This is a genomic window from Arcobacter iocasae (genome assembly GCF_042214795.1).
Taxonomy (GTDB): domain Bacteria; phylum Campylobacterota; class Campylobacteria; order Campylobacterales; family Arcobacteraceae; genus Arcobacter; species Arcobacter iocasae.
Map to the genome: position 1 here is coordinate 2,205,988 of NZ_CP090177.1, position 19,304 is coordinate 2,225,291.

At 28.6% G+C, this 19,304-nt stretch carries 21 protein-coding genes; 13 read left to right on the forward strand and 8 right to left on the reverse strand.

Annotated elements, in window-relative coordinates; all coding sequences use genetic code 11:
- The first annotated feature begins 9 nt into the window (after positions 1-9).
- Positions 10-735 (forward strand): GntR family transcriptional regulator, encoded by a 726-nt coding sequence (locus LXN10_RS11050; RefSeq protein WP_375723072.1) that lies wholly within the window; start codon positions 10-12, stop codon positions 733-735.
- Positions 736-816: 81 nt separating this feature from the next.
- Entirely contained in the window at positions 817-2,199 is a 1,383-nt protein-coding gene (gene argH, locus LXN10_RS11055) for an argininosuccinate lyase (protein ID WP_375723073.1), read from the forward strand.
- Positions 2,200-2,221: 22 nt separating this feature from the next.
- Here the strand turns inward: argH and LXN10_RS11060 are convergent, their stop codons facing one another.
- Together LXN10_RS11060 and LXN10_RS11065 are read right to left on the reverse strand one after the other, a co-directional pair.
- Positions 2,222-3,124 (reverse strand): chemotaxis protein CheV, encoded by a 903-nt coding sequence (locus LXN10_RS11060; RefSeq protein ID WP_375723074.1) that lies wholly within the window; start codon positions 3,122-3,124, stop codon positions 2,222-2,224.
- 64 nt (positions 3,125-3,188) lie between these two features.
- Positions 3,189-3,833, reverse strand: a complete 645-nt coding sequence (locus LXN10_RS11065) for a ThiF family adenylyltransferase (protein WP_375723075.1) — start codon at positions 3,831-3,833, stop codon at positions 3,189-3,191.
- Between the two features lie 91 nt (positions 3,834-3,924).
- On the opposite strand from LXN10_RS11065, the gene greA reads away from it, so the two are divergent.
- The 5 genes from greA to nth all read left to right on the forward strand — a co-directional run bounded on the left by greA (position 3,925) and on the right by nth (position 8,491).
- Entirely contained in the window at positions 3,925-4,410 is a 486-nt protein-coding gene (gene greA, locus LXN10_RS11070; protein WP_375723076.1) for a transcription elongation factor GreA, read from the forward strand.
- Between the two features lie 30 nt (positions 4,411-4,440).
- Complete coding sequence (locus tag LXN10_RS11075; protein ID WP_375723077.1) at positions 4,441-5,142, forward strand: UDP-2,3-diacylglucosamine diphosphatase; 702 nt, start codon at positions 4,441-4,443, stop codon at positions 5,140-5,142.
- Positions 5,139-5,693 carry a hypothetical protein gene (locus LXN10_RS11080; protein WP_375723078.1) on the forward strand — a complete coding sequence of 185 codons (555 nt, stop codon included), beginning with the start codon at positions 5,139-5,141 and terminating at the stop codon, positions 5,691-5,693. The genes LXN10_RS11075 and LXN10_RS11080 overlap by 4 nt, the downstream gene beginning before the upstream one ends.
- 3 nt (positions 5,694-5,696) lie before the next feature.
- Positions 5,697-7,670 carry an excinuclease ABC subunit UvrB gene (gene uvrB, locus LXN10_RS11085; RefSeq protein ID WP_375725341.1) on the forward strand — a complete coding sequence of 658 codons (1,974 nt, stop codon included), beginning with the start codon at positions 5,697-5,699 and terminating at the stop codon, positions 7,668-7,670.
- Between the two features lie 176 nt (positions 7,671-7,846).
- Positions 7,847-8,491, forward strand: coding sequence for an endonuclease III (gene nth, locus LXN10_RS11090; RefSeq protein WP_375723079.1), 645 nt, complete (start codon positions 7,847-7,849; stop codon positions 8,489-8,491).
- A gap of 10 nt (positions 8,492-8,501) precedes the next feature.
- Here nth and LXN10_RS11095 read toward each other — a convergent pair whose 3' ends face one another.
- Both LXN10_RS11095 and LXN10_RS11100 read right to left on the reverse strand, forming a co-directional pair.
- Positions 8,502-8,903, reverse strand: coding sequence for a hypothetical protein (locus tag LXN10_RS11095; RefSeq protein WP_375723080.1), 402 nt, complete (start codon positions 8,901-8,903; stop codon positions 8,502-8,504).
- A gap of 24 nt (positions 8,904-8,927) precedes the next feature.
- Entirely contained in the window at positions 8,928-9,173 is a 246-nt protein-coding gene (locus LXN10_RS11100) for a hypothetical protein (RefSeq protein ID WP_375723081.1), read from the reverse strand.
- A gap of 204 nt (positions 9,174-9,377) precedes the next feature.
- Here LXN10_RS11100 and LXN10_RS11105 point away from each other — a divergent pair, with 204 nt between their 5' ends.
- Both LXN10_RS11105 and LXN10_RS11110 read left to right on the forward strand, forming a co-directional pair.
- Positions 9,378-11,171, forward strand: a complete 1,794-nt coding sequence (locus tag LXN10_RS11105; protein WP_375723082.1) for a cation:proton antiporter — start codon at positions 9,378-9,380, stop codon at positions 11,169-11,171.
- A 103-nt stretch (positions 11,172-11,274) separates the two neighbouring features.
- Entirely contained in the window at positions 11,275-13,248 is a 1,974-nt protein-coding gene (locus LXN10_RS11110; protein WP_375723083.1) for a TonB-dependent receptor, read from the forward strand.
- Positions 13,249-13,274: 26 nt separating this feature from the next.
- On the opposite strand, the gene LXN10_RS11115 is transcribed toward LXN10_RS11110, so the two are convergent.
- Positions 13,275-14,504, reverse strand: coding sequence for an HD domain-containing protein (locus LXN10_RS11115; protein WP_375723084.1), 1,230 nt, complete (start codon positions 14,502-14,504; stop codon positions 13,275-13,277).
- A 248-nt stretch (positions 14,505-14,752) separates the two neighbouring features.
- Between LXN10_RS11115 and LXN10_RS11120 the strand changes: the two genes are divergently transcribed.
- Positions 14,753-15,733 (forward strand): DUF2156 domain-containing protein, encoded by a 981-nt coding sequence (locus LXN10_RS11120; protein ID WP_375723085.1) that lies wholly within the window; start codon positions 14,753-14,755, stop codon positions 15,731-15,733.
- Positions 15,730-16,152, forward strand: a complete 423-nt coding sequence (locus tag LXN10_RS11125) for a GNAT family N-acetyltransferase (protein WP_375723086.1) — start codon at positions 15,730-15,732, stop codon at positions 16,150-16,152. Before LXN10_RS11120 ends, LXN10_RS11125 begins: the two co-directional genes overlap by 4 nt.
- Positions 16,153-16,163: 11 nt before the next feature.
- Here LXN10_RS11125 and rpiB read toward each other — a convergent pair whose 3' ends face one another.
- The 3 genes from rpiB to folD are packed head-to-tail and all read right to left on the reverse strand — an operon-like array spanning position 16,164 to position 18,261.
- Entirely contained in the window at positions 16,164-16,613 is a 450-nt protein-coding gene (gene rpiB / locus LXN10_RS11130) for a ribose 5-phosphate isomerase B (RefSeq protein ID WP_375723087.1), read from the reverse strand.
- Position 16,614: 1 nt separating this feature from the next.
- Positions 16,615-17,400, reverse strand: a complete 786-nt coding sequence (lepB, locus tag LXN10_RS11135) for a signal peptidase I (RefSeq protein ID WP_375723088.1) — start codon at positions 17,398-17,400, stop codon at positions 16,615-16,617.
- Positions 17,401-18,261 carry a bifunctional methylenetetrahydrofolate dehydrogenase/methenyltetrahydrofolate cyclohydrolase FolD gene (gene folD, locus LXN10_RS11140; RefSeq protein ID WP_375723089.1) on the reverse strand — a complete coding sequence of 287 codons (861 nt, stop codon included), beginning with the start codon at positions 18,259-18,261 and terminating at the stop codon, positions 17,401-17,403.
- 70 nt (positions 18,262-18,331) lie between these two features.
- On the opposite strand from folD, the gene LXN10_RS11145 reads away from it, so the two are divergent.
- Together LXN10_RS11145 and LXN10_RS11150 are read left to right on the forward strand one after the other, a co-directional pair.
- On the forward strand, positions 18,332-18,694 hold the full coding sequence (locus tag LXN10_RS11145) for a cytochrome C oxidase subunit III (protein ID WP_375723090.1): 363 nt from the start codon (positions 18,332-18,334) through the stop codon (positions 18,692-18,694).
- Between the two features lie 72 nt (positions 18,695-18,766).
- Complete coding sequence (locus LXN10_RS11150) at positions 18,767-19,303, forward strand: 50S ribosomal protein L25/general stress protein Ctc (RefSeq protein ID WP_375723091.1); 537 nt, start codon at positions 18,767-18,769, stop codon at positions 19,301-19,303.
- Position 19,304 lies beyond the last annotated feature (1 nt).

Consider the following 19,304-nt stretch of genomic DNA (forward strand, 5'->3'; position numbering starts at 1 on the left):
AAATGATTATTGTTTAGTAAAAATGGTATTCCATTATATGTACAATTAAAAAATAAATTACTAAAAGATATTCAAGCTAATTATAAAGCAGGAGATCTGTTTTCTCCTGAAATAAAGCTAGAAAAAGAGTATGAAGTAAGTAGAATAACTGTAAGAAAAGCAATTGAGTTACTTGAAAGAGATAATATCTTAGAGAGAAAACAAGGCTCAGGTACTTTTATAAAAGAGCAAAAAATTCTTTATGATGCAAATTCTATTGGTTCTTTAACTCAAAGATTAAACAAACAAAATCATAAACTAACTACTAAATCAATTGAATTCTTAGTTATAAAAAAAGAACATTATGTAAAAGAGTTATTAAAATGTGATACTTTATTATGCATAAAAAGATTTAGAGAGATGGATGGTATTCCTTTTGCTTTGATGTTAAATTATTTAGATTTTGACAAAGTTCCAAATCTAAAGAAAAAGTTTAATATAGAATCTTTATATACCTTTTTAAAAGATGAATACAATATAGAGTTTTACAATGCCCAAGAGACAGTGGAAGCAAAAGATTCTACAAAAGAAGAAGCCGAAAAATTAGGTATAAAAGAGGGCTCATCACTTTTATCTTTACATAGATTATCTTTTGATAAAGAGAATAATCCTGTGGAGTATTCAGATATTTTAATCAAAGCAAATATGTATAAACACCAAATCACACTTTCAAATGACAAAATCTCAAATTATTAATTAAATCTTGCAAATCCCATCATAATAAATCTTTTGCTATAATGCAAAAAAATTTATGGCAGATTATAAAGGATAGATTTAATGGCAAATGACCAAATTTTAAAAAATACAAATGCAAAGCTTTTAGATGAATTTAATGCTTCAGTTATGTTTGATAAAGAGTTATATGCTCAAGACATAAAAGGTTCAATTGCTCACTCACAAATGTTAAAAGAACAAGGTATTTTGACAAAGAAAGACCAAGAAGATATTGAAAACGGGCTACTTCAAGTAAAAGAAGAGATAGAATCAGGAAAGTTTGAATTTAAAATAGAACATGAAGATATTCATATGGCAGTTGAGAGTAGGTTAACTGAAATAATCGGAGAAGCTGGAAAAAGATTGCACACAGCAAGAAGTAGAAATGATCAAGTTGCTACTGACTTTAGATTGTATGTTCAAGATAAAAACTTATCAATTAAATCACAGTTAAAAGAGCTTGTAAATACTTTTGTAGAAGTTGCTAAAAAGCACACTGAGACTTTAATTCCTGGTATGACTCACTTACAACATGCTCAACCAATTAACTTTGGATATCATTTATTAGCTTATGCAAATATGTTTAAAAGAGATTTTGAAAGATTTGAAAGCTCATATGAGAGAAATAATTACTGTCCTTTAGGAAGTGCAGCACTTGCTGGAACTCCACATAATATAAATAGATTTTCTACTTCTGAGAAACTAGGATTTAACTCTCCAACAATAAGTGCTCTTGATACAGTTTCTGATAGAGACTTTGCTTTAGAAATTTTATTTAATATAAGTACAGCAATGATGCATATAAGCAGAATATCTGAAGAGTTAGTTACTTGGTCATCTTATGAGTTCCAATTTGTAAGAATGAGTGATGAGTATGCAACAACATCTTCAATCATGCCACAAAAGAAAAATCCTGATGTTCCTGAATTATTAAGAGGAAAAACTGGAAGAGTTTATGGAAATCTAGTTTCATTATTCACAGTTATGAAAGGTTTACCACTAGCTTATAATAAAGATACACAAGAAGATAAAGAGGGAGTTTTTGATTCTGTTAAGACTATTGAAATCTCTATTTCTATTTTAAATGAAGTTATAAAAACTATGATAGTAAATGTAGAGAAAATGGCAAACGCTTGTAAAATAGGACATTTAAGTGCTACTGATTTAGCTGATTATTTAGTTCAAAAACAAGCTATGCCTTTTAGAACTGCTTATTATATTACTAAAGATGTGGTGGCGGTTGCAAATTCTTTAAATAAAGATATTAGTGAATTAAGCCTTGAAGAAATTAGATCTGCTAATGATGAGGTAAAAAATATTGATGAAGAGATTTTGATGTATTTAGATTTAAAAGCTTCTATGAATGCAAGAACATCTTTTGGTGGAACATCTACTAAAAATACAAAAGAGCAAATCGAGATATTTGAGAAGTGGTTAAAAAATTAGATGATTTAAAATCATCTAATTTTTAGTTTAGGAATTCTCTAGATGTAGAGTATAGTGCTTGGATATCAGTTTTACCAATAAAGCCATCAACACCAATTTGTTTCATTTTATTTTTAACAGCATCTGTTGTCATAGATGAGTTTACAATAACAGGGATATTAGCATATTTATTACTTGATTTTATAAATTGTGCAACTTGGAATCCATCAGTTTCTGGCATTTCAATATCAGTAATTACTAAACCAACTTCTTCTGGGTTAATTTCTCTAATTCTATCTAATAAATCTGCACCATTATTATAAATTTCATATTTCAAATTTGCTTTTTTGAAAAATTTTCTTAAAACTTCTCTTGCTACATTTGAATCTTCCGCTGCTAAAACAACCTTTTTAGTAGTAAATGGAGCTTCAATATATTTATTCATAACATCATCGCCATCATTTACCCAACCAAGGTCTTTTAATAATTGCTCTGCATTAAATACTGTACATAATTCATCTTTATCATGTACTTTCACATATGTTGTATATGTGATTTTTGAATTTGTTTCTTCTGAATGTCTTAATTCATCAGTAGTTTTTTCAACTATATCAAGCATGTCTTTAATTAAAAAACCAACTTTTTTATGGTTGAATTCGCAGTAAATTATTAATTTATAATCAGCTAATTCAAGTGTTTTATTACCTAACCAAGCGTCAAGTTTTATTAAAGTAACTGGTTCCCCTCTAATAGTTGCAATACCTGCTATGATGTCAGTATCAGATGGAGTATCATTTATTGTTACTTCTTCAGTTATTACAAAAGCTTTTACTTTGGCAATATTAATTGCATAAATATTATTTTTACCAGTATAAAATACAGCTAATTGTTGCACATTTCTAAGATGCCCTTGAGTCATTTGCTCAACACTATTCATACCACTCATGTATTCCCTTTTTTGCAAATATTCTTATTATATTAATTTTTTTCTTATAGTTTATTGATTTTTTCTAATTAGCAATTATTTTTTGAATTGTAACAGAAGACATCATTAAACCAAAAGAACCAGTAACACCCTCAAAGCTGCCTTTTTCAATGCAATTTGGATTTTCACCTGAAAAGATTACTTTGAACTTCTTTTTAAAGCCTCTTTTTTTTAATTCATATCTGATTTTTCTAATAAATGGATCATTGTACGTATCCCAAATTGAAATATATTCAATCTTAGATGGATCGATTCTTTTTGCACTACCACTTGTACTTATAAGTTTATCGTAATATTTTTGAATTAGTCGAACTTTTGGTTTAATATCATCAATTGCATCCAAAATATACTCATATGAAGAAAAGTCAAATTCATCAACCCAAGATTCTGTAATCTTTTCATGTATGATTTGCACATTTGGGTACTTTTCTTTTAAAGCTTCAACTTTTACTCTTCCAATATTGCCTTCACTACCCATTTGTCTATTTAAATTTGATTCTTCATAAGTATCAAAATCTACTATAGTTATATTTGTTATTCCTGTTCTATAAAGTGAATCTAGCGCAAATGAACCAACTCCACCTACACCTAAAAGTATTATTTTTGTATTTTGAAACTTATCAAAATTATTATCTCCAAAAAGTTTTAGAGTTCTATCGTATTTTGACATACTACATCTTCTTTCGTAAATTTATTTTTTATTTTTTATTTTTTGGGTATTATAGCAGATTAAAATAGAAAATATATTTATGGAGAGGTTGATGGAAAAAGAACCAATGACAAATGTGGGGTATAAAAAAATTACAGGGGAATTGGATTTTTTAAAAAGTACTGAGCGTCCTGAAACTGTTATTGCCCTTGAAGAAGCAAGACAATTAGGGGATTTAAAAGAAAATGCTGAATATCATGCTGCAAAAGAAAAATTAAAATTAATAGATGTACAAATTGCAGAACTAGGTGCAGTATTAAGCAAAGCTGTAATTATTGATCCTACTTCTTTACCTCACGATAGAGTTTCATTTGGTTCAACTGTAAAATTAGTAAACACAGATACTGATGAAGAGTATGAGTACTCAATTGTAGGTGGTGTTGAATCTAATGCTGAAAAAGGAATGATTTCATTTAATTCACCTTTAGCTAAACAACTAATGGGAAAAGAAGAGGGTGATGAATTTAGTGCAACCTTACCAGGTGGAGTAAAAACTTTTGAAGTCTTGGAAGTATTTTACAAAGAACTTGAACTATAATGTTTAAATTAAACTTCTCATATTTTGCTTATGTTTCCTAGTATAAAAGAAAACGCTATTTTCATTGCAGACTCTCACTTCAATGAAAAAAGGTCTCAACTTTTAACTTTTTTTAAAAAATTAAAATCAAAAGAGATAGAGACTGAACAGTTATTTTTGATGGGTGATATGTTTGATTTTATCTCAGGAGAGAGTAAATATTTTATAAAAAGAAATAAAAAAGTAATCTCTTTAATAAATAAGTTATCACAAGATATTGAAATGATATATTTAGAAGGTAATCATGACTACAATTTGAAAAATTTATTCCCAAATGTGAAAATATACAAAAGAGAATCACAGCCTATTTTTATGAATTATCAAAACCAAGAAGTAGCTTTAAGTCATGGTGATATATTTGTAAATGATAAATTTTATGATGTTTATTGTAAATTTATTAGAAATCATATATTTTTACTTTTTATGAATGCAATTGATTTTAAAAATTTTATCTCTAAAAAGATATATTATGGTCTTTTAGGGAAGAATATTTGTCATAATATTAAAAGTTTTAAAGATATTGTTTCAAAAAGAGTTAAGCACTATGATGCAAAAATAATCATTGAAGGACATTTTCATCAAGGAAAAGAGTATATTATCGATGAAAAAAGATATAAAAACATACAATCTTTAACTTGTAGTAACGAATATGTAGTTTTAGTGAATAATGAATTTATAGGAAAAAGTTTATGAGTAATCTGACTTTTGTATTAATTGTTTTTTTAATTTTGATAGTTGTATTTTTATTGACTCTATTTTTTTATAAAGTTAAAAAGATAAAAAGAGTTATAGGTTCATACCATAAAGAAGATACAAAAAAATATATTAATACAAGACTTATAACTCTACCTTCATCATTTGAATCTTTGAGTAATAATACTTTGAGGGAAGAATCAAAAGAATTATTTGAAATTTTTAAATTACTAGATTATAAAAATAAACATGAGGAATATGAAAAAAAATCTTGGCACTCTTGGCAAATGAGTTTTTTAGTTGCTATGTACAAAAGAGATTTGGAACTTTTTTTACCAACATGTAATGATGTTTTTCATGAAGAAATACTAAAAGATAGTTTAGAAAATCTTCAAATATCACTAAAACAAATAATGGCAAAATATAAAAAAGAAGTACGAGTAGATAAATCAAAAGATATCTTATCCAAACACCTAATTTGGGAAGGCAAAGAAGTAGAAAGATTGATGTATTATTTGTACAAATATAAAAACACTAGTAAGGAAGGATAAGTTATAGCAGAGTTTAAAGTTGAAAGTAAATATAGCCCAGCTGGAGATCAACCCCTAGCAATAGAAAAATTAAGTGAATCAATACTTGCAGGTAATCAATATAATACGCTACTTGGAGTAACAGGTTCAGGTAAAACTTATACTATGGCAAAAGTTATTGAGAAAACTCAAAAACCAACTCTTATTATGACTCATAATAAAACTTTGGCGGCCCAACTATATAGTGAATTTAAATCTTTCTTTCCTAACAATCATGTGGAATATTTTATCTCTTATTACGATTACTATCAACCAGAAGCTTATATTCCAAGAAGTGATTTGTTTATAGAAAAAGACAGTTCTATAAACTCAGAACTTGAAAGAATGAGATTAAGTGCAACAGCTTCTTTACTCTCTTTTGATGATGTTATTGTAGTAGCTTCTGTCTCTGCAAACTATGGTTTAGGAAATCCAGCTGAATATAAATCTATGGTGCAAAAACTCTCCGTAGGGTTTGAATACTCACAGCGCACACTTTTAATGAAACTTGTTGATATGGGTTATAAAAGAAATGATAAGTTTTTTGACCGTGCAGATTTTAGAGTAAATGGAGATGTTATTGATGTATTTCCTGCTTATTGGCAAGATGAGTTTATTCGTGTAGAGTTTTTTGCAGATGAAGTTGAAGCAATTTCTATTCATGAATACATGACTAATGTCAAACAAAAAGATGTACAAGATGTAACAATTTATTCAGTAAATCCTTTTGTTGTAAATAGTGAAAACCTAGCAACTGCAGTAAAAAAAATAGAAGAAGAGTTAGAAGAGAGATTAGCCTTTTTAAAGGCTGAAGATAGGCTTGTAGAGTATCAAAGACTTAAACAGCGAGTAGAGTTTGATTTAGAGATGATTGAAGGTACTGGTATGTGTAAAGGAATAGAGAACTATGCTCGACATTTGACAGGATTGGAGCCTGGAGAAACACCTTATTCAATGATGGATTATTTTGAACAAATAGGAAAAGACTTTTTACTCATAGTTGATGAATCTCATGTATCCTTACCTCAGTTTAGAGGAATGCATGCAGCAGATAGGAGTAGAAAAGAAGTTCTTGTTGAGTATGGATTTCGATTACCAAGTGCTTTAGATAACCGTCCTTTGATGTTTGATGAGTTTATCAAGAAAGCACCACATTATCTGTTTGTAAGTGCAACTCCAAATGAATTAGAAACTTCAATGAGTTCAGTTGTAGCTGAGCAAATTATTAGACCAACTGGATTGTTAGACCCAACTATTGAGATTATGGATAGTGAATTTCAAGTTGAAAAACTTCACGATGAAATCAAAAAAGTTGCTGCAAAAAATGAGCGGGTTTTAGTTACAGTTTTAACTAAAAAAATGGCAGAAGAACTAACAGCATATTATTTAGACCTAGGTATTAGAGTAAAATATATGCATAGTGAGATAGATACTTTAGAGCGAGTAGAAATCATTCGGCAATTGAGATTGGGTGAATTTGATGTTTTAGTTGGAATCAATCTTTTAAGAGAAGGTTTAGATATTCCAGAAACTTCTTTGGTGGCTATTTTAGATGCGGATAAAGAAGGATTTTTAAGAAGTAAAACTTCTCTTATCCAAACTATGGGAAGAGGGGCACGAAATCAAAATGGACGTGTTATTTTATTTGCCAAAAGAGTAACTGATTCTATGCAGTTTGCCATAGATGTTACAAACAAAAGAAGAGAAGTTCAAGAAGCTCACAATAAAAAACATGGAATTACTCCAATTAGTACCACAAGAGTATTAGAAGATAATCTAAAACTTGAAGAGTATGATGCTGTAGCCTTGAAGTTAGATAAGTTAAATAAAATGCCAGCTGCTGAGAGAAAGAAGATGCTCATAGAGTTGAATAAGGCGATGACGAAAGCTTCGAAGGACTTGAACTTTGAAGAAGCGATTAGACTAAGAGACGAAATAGAAAAAATCAAAAAACTGTAAATAGAGATTCATCTTTTGTCCAAACTCTGCGTTGGATAGGAATTTTTAATGCTCATGTACTTTAGTACACTCCGCTTAAAAATTTCTCTCCGCCTTGATTTTAAACAAAATCTAAATCTCTATTTACAATTTTAGTTATAAACTTATATTAATAAAAAGACAATACAATTCTACTTATGAAAAAAGCAACTAAAAAAGATATTGAGATAATAAAAGAAGCCTTTGTTGAAAAATACTCTGATGCTGTTACAGAACTAAATTATAAAAATGATTTTGAACTTTTAATTGCCATTATACTATCGGCTCAATGTACTGATAAAAGAGTGAATATTATTACTCCTGCATTGTTTGAAAAGTATCCTACTCCGTTTGATTTGGCTGAAGCAAGTTTAGAAGATGTGAAAAAATTGTTAAACTCATGTTCTTTTTTTAATAATAAGTCACAAAATATCATCAAGATGGCTCGAAGTGTTATTGAAAATCATGGTGGAGATATTCCCCATGATACAAAAGCTTTGATGAAGTTAGCAGGTGTGGGGAATAAAACTGCCAATGTCTTTATGATAGAAGCAGAGGGTGCAAACTTGATGGCTGTTGATACTCATGTATTTAGAGTATCTCATAGATTAGGTCTTAGTGATGGTAAAACTGTGGAGCAAACAGAAGAACATTTGGTTAAGAAACTAAAGGGTGACTTACATATCTTCCACCAAGCGATGGTTTTATTTGGTCGATATACTTGTAAAGCAGTGAAACCTGAATGTGATAATTGTTTATTCCCTCATGTTTGTAAGACAAAACAATCTTTTAAGCCCTCTTAGAGCTAAAAGATTATTGTTCTTTACACTCTTCACTCCATTTGTCAAAAATATACTCATCGCCAATTTTATTGATATTTACATTATTTGCTACACATAAATACTCTTTGTTATTCTTTTTAATTATGTAAGTGAATTTATAAACAAAATGATCTTTTGAAGAGACAACTTTATTATTTAAAAGTTCACTTGAGAGTTTTAATATTTCTATATTTTTCTCTTGTTTATACTTTTCTTTAAAAGCATTTGGGAAAAAATTCTCTTGATTTTTTTGATACATTGTAAAAACTAATATCACAACTATGACAATAGCGGATAAGATAATAATTTCTCTTTTTTCAAATTTATTATCTAGTTTATAGATAATAATTCCTATTAAAATAATAACTAATATAATTCCTAAAAATATTTGCATAAGTTTTCCTATTTAATTTTTTATTTATGACAGTTTACTTTGAAGATTTTTTTTATAATCATCTTTTAAACTCACTGTACCTTTTATTGGCGCAGTTTCAGAATTGATTCTTCTTTTAATTACATTTTTTGGTATATATTTAAAAGGTTTTTTACTTAATACCTTTTCATCCACATTAATAGCAGTTATAAGTTCACTTTTTATACTTTGTAATATCGTTAAAATAGTATCTAAATTTTTATCTTCAATATCTAATGTAATCTTTGCCATATTTATTCCATAAATTTATTTTAGTATATCATATTTAGATTTATTATATTAAAATTTATGTTTATCATAATTAAATTAATAAATAAAAAATGGCTTTTAATAGTAACTTTTTCTTTTTTTATTTTCTTGCTTCAATGATAAAAGAAGTTTTTTTGAATTTATTAAATGCTAAACTATTGAAAAATCAATAAATAAGGGAAATAAATGCAACATCAACATCTTACAGAAATTATGGCATCAATAATTATAGTTGGTATTGTTTTACAGTGGATAGGGTGGCGTTTAAAAATCCCAGCATTGATACTTTTGATAATTGCTGGATTTGTTATGGGACCAATAACTGGATGGATAAATCCAAAAGAAGATTTTGGAGATATCTTTCATCCAATAATTTCACTTGGTGTTGCGATAATTTTATTTGAAGGTGGATTAAACTTAAAATGGCATGAATTTAAGCAAAATTCACAAGTTATAAATCGACTAATAACTTGGAATGTTTTATTTACTTTTTTATTTGGGGCAATAGCTTCATACTATTTAGTAGGTTTATCAATTCCTGTAGCTTTAATTTTTGGAGCTATTATAATAGTAACTGGTCCTACTGTAATTGGACCACTATTAAAGCAAGCAAACTTAAATAGACGACCAGCTGCATTATTAAAATGGGAAGGTATTATTAATGACCCAATTGGAGCTTTACTTGTAGTGCTGATTTATAGTTATTACATGTTGTCACAAAGTGAAACTTTAGTAATTGATATAGTAATGGGACTTGGATTAAGCCTTATTGTATCTTTAATACTTGGTGTGGGTATTGGTTTTATTATTGCAGAAGCCTTTAAAAAAGGAAAAGTTCCTGAACATCTAAAATCACCTATTATTTTAATTAGTATTTTTCTAGTTTATACCTTAGCAAATCTTGTTCAAAGTGAAGCTGGACTTATGGCCACAACAATATTAGGAATTACTCTTGCCAATCAAAAATTAAATTCATTGGATGAATTAAGACGGTTTAAAGAGTATGTGACAATACTACTTGTTTCTGCTATATTTATTATATTAACAGCTGATATTCAACCTGAAATATTACAACGATTAGGTTGGGAAAGTTGGCTACTTCTATTTTTAATAATATTTGTGTTTAGACCAGTGAGTGTTTATTTATCTACAATTAGAACTGACATAGATTGGCAGGAGAGGTTATTTATCGCTTGGATTGCTCCAAGAGGTATAGTTGCAGCTGCAATTGCTGGTTTATTTAGTCCTCAACTTATGGAAAAAGGTTATGCAGGTGCTGAATTATTACTTCCTTTAGTTTTTGCCTTAATTATTCTTACTGTTGTTTTTCATGGATTAAGTATTGGCTGGTTGGCAAAAAAATTAGACTTGGCATCTAATCATCCCGATGGATTGATGTTAATTGGTGTCTTACCTTGGAGTATTGCATTCGCTAGTGAATTACAAAAAAATGAAATTCCAGTATTATTAGTTGATAAAAAATGGGAAAATCTCAAACCTGCAAGAATGCAAAATATTCCTACTTTTTATGGAGAAATTTTAGCTGAAAGAACAGAAGAAGTTTTAGAGCTTTCCCATATAACTAAACTTCTTGCTTTAACCTCAAATAAATCTTACAACACTTTGGTTTGCTCACAGTTTGCTCCAGAACTTGGGCAACATAGTGTTTATGAAGTAGCCTGGCAACAAGAAAATGAAAATAAATTACCAAGTGAAGCAGTAAGAGGAACTACTCTTTTTGATTCAAAAATGTTTTACAATGATTTCACAAATAATTTTAATGATGGGTGGAAATTTCAAACAACACTGTTATCAGAAGAATTTACTTATGAAGATGCTATAAAAAATAATGCGGAAAATTCTTTGATAATTGCTATTATTACAAAGAGTGAGCATGTATTTATTTATCCTTTTAATGAAGACAAACTAGATAAAGATTTAAAATATCTTATAATGTTTATCCCTCCTAAGAAAGACTAATTTAGTTTTTCTTAGAATATTATAAATCTTAAATTAAATATAAAAATTAACATAAAATTAACAGACATACATAATAATACATTATAAAAATAAGGAGAATGTATTGAAAAAGTCTATTTGTTTGTTAAGTATTGTTGCTTCAACTGTTTTGTTAGGAAATGAAGTTGAAATACCAACTGTAAATGTTGCTCAAAAAGTTAATACAAAAGTAGTTAAAGATATAAGTGAAGATCAACTTAAATCAGCAGATTTAGCTGAAGCCTTAAGTAAAAATGTACCTTCAATATCTATTGTAAGAAGAAATGGAATTGCTAATGATATTATTTTAAGAGGACAAAAGAAAGATAATATCAATGTATTAATTGATGATGCAAAGATTTATGGAGCTTGTCCTAATAGAATGGATCCAGTAACATCACATATATTAACAAATAATGTAGAAAGTGTAGAAGTAATAGAAGGACCATATGATGTTGAGAACTTTGGAACATTAAGTGGGAAAGTTCAAGTACATACAAAAGAGCCAACAAAAGATTTACATGGAGAAGTTAATTTAAATGCTGGAAGCTTTAATTATAGAAAAGCAAGTGCAACAATAAGTGGAGGAACAGATAGATTTAAATTATTACTTTCAGCTTCAACTGAAAAAAGTGACCAATATAAAGATGGAAATGGTAATGACTTTTATGAACAACAAGTTGAAAAAGGTGTCCCTTCTACAACACGTTATAAAGATTCTAATGAAAAAGCATATACTAAAAAAACACTCTTATCTAAACTAATTTTTAATATAGATGATAGTTCAGAAGTAAAACTTTCATATACGGCAAACAGAAGCGATAATGTATTATATCCAGCTGGTGGAATGGATGCTGATTATGATGATTCAAATATTTATACCATTGGGTATACAAAAAGAGATTTAGGTAAGTATTCAAAAGAGTTGAATTTAGATTATTATTACTCAGATGTAGATCATCCTATGAGTACAAAATTAAGAAATCCTAGTATGATGTATATGACAAGTCATATGAAAACATCAATTTGGGGAACAAAATTAAAAAATAGTATGGAAATTGCTGATTCAATTTTAACAGTTGGATTAGATACAAGTGTTAGAAACTGGAGAAGTAATAATTATCAAACATCAATTACAACAGGGAAGATTACACCAACTGCTGATTCTTTTCCATCAACAGATACTACAAATAAAGCAATATTTGCAAAATTAGAAAAGGATTTTGGTAAATTAAATTTAGACTTTGGTTCAAGATATGACCATACAAATATTGAGCCAGATGGTAATACAAAAAATGAAAGAAAATACAATGCACTAAGTGCAAATGTTTTTGCTGTTTATAATCAAGACGAATTTACTAAGTATTTTGCAGGAATTGGTAAATCTTCTAGAGTTCCTGATGCAAGAGAACTTTATTTTTCAGGAATGGGTTCAAAAGGGAATCAAGATTTAAAACAAACAAAAAACTATGAAGCTGATCTTGGTTTTGAAAAAACAATAGGTAATTTTAATATTAAATCAAAACTTTTTTATTCTGTATTAAAAGATTATATTTATAACAATGCAACAAGTAAAAAGTTTGAAAATGTTGATGCTAAGATTTATGGTGCAGAAATAAGTGGATTCTATTTATTAGGAGATTCATTTTCAGCAGATTATGGAATTGCTTATCAAAGAGGAAAAAAAGATAAAGCACTAGATGGTCAAACAAATAAAAACTTAGCTGAAATTCCTCCTTTAAAAGCTAATATAGCTTTAAATTATGAGTATTCAATTCATAAACTAACAGCAGAAATGGTAGCTGTTGATAACTGGAATAAAATTGATAGTGATAATGGTGAACAGAAGTTAGGCGGATATGCTCTTTTTAATTTAAAATATAAAAATAGCATAAGCAAAAATTTTGAAATAACTTTAGGTGTTGATAATGTATTTGATAAAACTTATGCTTCAACAAATACTTATAAAGATATTTCATATACAGTTATAGGTGGAAATCAAATTACTTTTAATGATCCAGGAAGATATGGATATATTAATTTAAGATATAAATTCTAATAAAATAAAAGGAAGATTTCTTCCTTTTATTCAAAGTCCATTCTAACTTGAGTCTGACCTGTTGTTCCAAATGCTAGGTCGATTTTTGTAGCTATCTCTTTAAAATCAACATCTTGAATAGTTTTAAGGGTTTTGATAATCTCTTTTTTCCCATTTACCAACTCTTTTGATTTTATTCCATGGGAAATTGATAAACTAGCTTCAATAAAAGCTGATAACTTATCACACTGTTTTAAAGCTTGTCCATCTATTGCATTGTATTTATCAACATTGTATGAAGCTAACCCACCAGTTACAATTTTTATACCATCTTCATTTATTTTGTCTAAAAATTCATCTTTTACACCATCATATAAACCTAGAAGATATGAAAACTCTTCTTTTATTTTTTCAGGAACATTTGGCATGATGTCATCTTCTATTTTTATGATTTCATATTCACTAATGATTTCAGATAAATCATCTACACAATATTTTACAGGAGAGATAATATCTCTTGTTAGTGCTTCTGGTAAATCATGGAAAAGTGCTGTGTAAAAGTTGTTTTGCAATCTTTTATCACAAGCATTTACATCAAGGGAATAAAAGTATCCAAATAATGCCACTATTAACATATGTCCTAAAACAGAAGTTTCAGGGATTCTAGGTGTTTGTGACCATCTTTTTTGAAATCTTAATCTTCCACTTAAATCAACAATTTTAGATAGTTTTTTATTAAGTGCAATTTTTCTCACACCTATTAATTCATAATAGTCTTCAAGTTCTTCTTCCACACTTTTTTTTACATCTTCTATGTCACTTAAAAAAGCACTTGTTTGATATACAATAGAAAATTCCCATTTTGTAGCAAGATATGATGCTGCTTTATTTATAAATCTCTCTTTTTTGTACATTTCTGGATTTTCTAAATATTCTTGGAATTTTTTTAAAAAATTACCACCATCTATATCTTTTATAGAATCATGGAGTTTTTCTATAACCCAAGCATTTATCTCTTTTGATTTTTTTTGTAAGGCATTTCTAAAAACATCAGGTCTAATATCTGTCACTACTACTCGTCGTAAGAATTCAAAAATTCCTGCTTCTATTAGGTGTGTGTAATTTATATCATCTTCAAGTTTTGCAATAAAATATGCAATAACAAATTTATGAGCTTGTTTATCTAATTCTACTAATTCTACCATTCGGGGATAGTCATTCCATCTTTGAATTGAGGCTGAAGTAAAAATATAGTCTATAATTTTGTGGTTAATCATCTTTTTTATCTTTCTTTTTTGAGTCATCAAAAAATATCATTTTTTTGCCTATCATCATTAGTGTTGTTACTGTTCCAACTACTACATAAGCTACCCATGGTTCGTGCATCTTAGACTCTTTTGTTTTGTTTTGATTATCCCATAATATTGATAAATAGGCACTTAGAAAAAACTTTTTTTATTTTTGACGCAAAATGAAAAATTAGGTGTATAATTCTGAAAAATTCATACAAGGAAAAAGAAAAATAATGTCAACTTTGACAATAAGCAACTATACTTTAAAACACTTTGATTTAAAAGCAAAAGAGGAAATGACTAAATATTTAGAACTAATAAATGTGGATGTAAGTGATTATACTTTTGCAGGAAATTATATTTGGTTATCAACTGCGACTGGATTTTATGCAATCGTGAATGACACCTTTTGTTTGTTCATTTTAAGCTCTGGTGAGTTATCTATGCTTTTACCTCCAATTGGTAAAAAAAATAATACCTATGATGCAATGCTTCAATGTTTTGAAATAATGAATGCTCACAATAGTAATAGAAACTATTCTAAAATAGAGTATGTACATGAAGAGTTATTAGAAGGCTTTGTTGATTATTTGGAAGAGGGTACTTTAGTATATGAAATGCTTAAAGACTTTATTATTGAAAAAAAACTTGTTGATTATATTTATAAAGTTGAAGATTTAATTGAATTAAAAGGTGACTCTTATAAATCAAAAAGAAATGAGATAAACAAATTCAAGAAAATTTATCCAGACCATAGAATTGAGATTTTAAATAAAGAAAAGCATGGAACAGAAGTTCTAAGTCTGTTTAACAAATGGGTAAAAGATAGAACAACATATATGCCAAAAGAAGAAGTTGAAGTTTTTATGGATGGGATATATTTTGAGAGATTTGCCATAAAAAGATTAATAAACGATTATGATAACCTTGACATTATTGGACTTGTTATTTATATAAATGATGAGATAAAAGGTTTCACAGTAGGTGAGCAAATAAATGCACAAACTGCAAGTGTAATCATTGAAAAAACAGATTTCGAAATACTTGGTTGTGCACAATTTATCTTTAGAGAGTTCACAAAAATCTTAAAAGATAAGTTCAATGTTGATTATATAAATGTGGGTGATGATATGGGATTTGAAAACTTGAAAAAAGTAAAAATGTCATATAGACCAAATAAATTAGTACCTAAATATACAATTTATCAAAAATGAAAATAGAAATAGCAACAACTTCTGATATAAAAGAGCTTGTTTTTATAGAAAATGAACTCTTTTTGGGAGATAGTGCTGCTTTAAGTAGGGCAGCTTTTAATTATCATTTAAAAAGAAATATTATTTATAAGTTAATAATTGATGAAAAAACTGCAGCTTATATTTTATGGCTCAAAAGAAAAAATCATTATAGACTCTATTCCCTTGCTATTTTAAAAGATTTTCAAGGAAAAGGTTTAGGTAAGTCTTTATTAGAGTTTTCTTTAAACAATTTGAATAAAGATATCTTTGAACTTGAAGTAAGAATTAGCAATATTCCAGCTATAAAATTATATGAAAAGTTTGGATTTGAAAAAGTGAAGATTTTAGAAAATTTTTATGATGATGAAGATGGAATGAAGATGAGACTAAAGAGATAACTCTTTAGTCTTTAAGCTCTACAGCTGCCAAAAAGTTTGTTGATTTTATCAACTCTACCTTCGTGTCTTCCACCTTGGAAAGTTGCTTTATCCCAAGCATCAACAATCGCTTCTACCATTCCTAATCCAGAAACTCTCTCCCCTAGACAAATTATATTAGCATCATTGTGTTCTCTTGCCATTTGTGCAGAGTATTCATTGTGACAAAGGGCTGCTCTAATACCATCAAATTTATTAGCAGCCATGCTCATACCAATACCAGAACCACAGATTAATATACCTTTTGAACCCTCATTTACTAAAACTTCTTTACAAACTTTAGCTGCAAAATCAGGATAATCAACTCTATCTTTATTACTTGGTCCTAAGTCAATAACTTCATGACCTTTTGCTTCAAAAAGCTCTTTTACATATGCTTTAATATCAATTCCTGCATGATCTGCACCAATAAAATATTTCATTTTAGTAAATTCCTTTTTCGTGATTGATTTTGATTTCTTTGCCTTCTATATCTTTTTCTATACTTCCAACTGTTCTAAAAACTCTATCCCATCTAACTTCTTTATTTTTGTCCCAAGAAAAATAGATAAACCATGGAGTTCCTACTATATATTTGTATTTAACTGTTCCCCAAAATCTTGAGTCATTTGAGTGGTCTCTATTATCACCCATCATAAAATATTCATTTTCAGGAACTTTAATAGGAGACATATTAAATAGTTGTTGTGGATTAAATCCATTATCTGTAACACTTGGGTCATTATGAATTCCAGGATGATCTTTTCTGTATGGATTTTTTATCCAAAGTTTTCCATCAAATTCTGATATTTGTGTTATTGGATAGTTATTTTTAACATACTCATTACCTTCATGAGGGTGCAAATATAATACTTTGTCTTGAAGGGCAACGATATCTCCACCAACTGCAACACATCTTTTTACATAATGAACTGTCTCTTCATTTGGATATCTAAAAACCACAATATCTCCACGCTTTGGACCTTCACCTGTAATTAAGTGTCCATTATCATGAAACTCTGGAAGTACTTTGATTTCTAGCCAAGGAATTCTTGGAGTAGGGATACCATAAGAAAACTTTTTTACAAAAAGCATATCACCAATTAGAAGTGTATTTTTCATACTTCCACTTGGGATTACAAATGCTTGTGCAACAAAAAATATGATACATAAAACAATTACAATTGTACCAGTCCAAGAACTAGACCAGTTATATATTTTTTTTAACATTTATTTACTTTCTCTTTTTTCTCTTAACTTTGCAGCTTTAAGAGTATTTTTTAATAACATTCCAATAGTCATAGGTCCAACTCCACCAGGAACTGGAGTGATAAATGAACATTTGTCTTTACAATCTTCAAAATCAGCATCACCTGTTAGTTTACCAGTATCAAGTCTATTAATACCAACATCAATAACAACCGCACCATCTTTTATCATATCAGCTTTTAGTAAGTGTGGAACACCAACAGCAATGACAACAATATCAGCATCTTTTGTATGAGCTTTTAAATCTTTTGTTCGTGAGTTGCAAACAGTAACTGTAGCTTTTGCATTGATTAGAAGTGAAGCCATTGGTTTACCAACAATGTCGCTACTTCCAATAACAACTGCATTTTTACCACTTAATTCTATTCCATACTCTTCAAACATTCTCATTACACCAAAAGGAGTTGCAGGTAAAAATGAATCAAGATTTGAAACCATTTTCCCAACATTACAAGGATGGAAACCATCTACATCTTTTAAAGGATTAATTGCTTCTAAAATAGTTCTAGTATCAATATGTTTTGGAAGTGGTAATTGAACCAGAATACCATCAAGTTTTGGGTTATTATTCATATTTTCAATCAACGCTAATAACTCTTCTTGAGTAGTAGATTCATCTTTTGTATGAACCTCAGAATAAATACCTGCTGCTTCACATGATTTGTGCTTGCTATTTACATAAGTTGCACTTGCTGGATCACTACCAACTAATACAACTGCAAGTCCTGGAGTGATTTGCTCATTTTTTACAAACTCTGCTACTTCAACTCTAACTTCTTCTTTTATTTTTGCTGATAATGCTTTACCATCTAATATAACCATCTAGTTACCTTATAACTGTTTAATTTTAGCCTGCTATAATACCCAAAAACAATTTATACAAAGGTTAAGTTTGAGAATAGCCAAGCTTGCGATTATTTTTTTATTTGTAAATATAAGTTTTGCAAAAGATATTATAAATAACTCATTTATTACAGAATATGAATATGGTGCAATGTTATATGCAAATCCAAGGGGAATAGGGTGCAATAAATGTCATGGAGATGGTGATAAAAGCCTTGTAATTGCAAAGTACAAAAATAAAAAAAATATAACAAAAACATTAATGGCACCTGCAATTAAAAATGTTCCTTTTGAAGATTATGTTGATGTTTTAACTACAAAAAGAGGTAGTTCAAATATCATGCCTTCATACTTCTTAACTAATGATGAGATCAAATCAATTTATTTTTATGTGAGAAACTTGAAAAAATAGCCTACAACTTAAAGAAAGTTTAATCAATACTTTTGTATAATCCCCAACTTTAAATTAAAATAAGGAATTAAAATGTTAGAGGGTATCGTAAGAGATAGTATAACTAAGCAAAGTGCTAAACAACTTAAAAGAGATGGTTACATTTTAGCTAATATCTACGGAAAAGGTGTTGAAAATATCAATGCTGCATTTAAAAGAAATGATTTTGTTAGATACTTAAAAAATAAAACAACTGTTGCATTTGATGTAAAAGTTGGTGACACTGTTTGTAAAGTAGTTGTAAAAGAGTACCAAAAAGCACCTATTACTTCTGAATTATTACATGTAGATTTAATGATGGCATTACCAGGTGTAAAAACTAATTATTTAGTACCTGTAACTGTTAATGGAACTCCAAAAGGTTTAAAAAACAAAGGTTTATTTGTTTTCCATAAAAAAAGAGTTGCAGTAAAATGTACAATTGAAAACTTACCAGAAAATTTCCATATCGAAATTGCTGATTTAGATACTGGTGATAATGTTTTAGTAAGAAATTTAACTATGCCAGAAGGTGTAGATTGTTATTTAGACCCAAGAGTACCAATCGTTGGTGTAATTAAAGCTAAGTAGT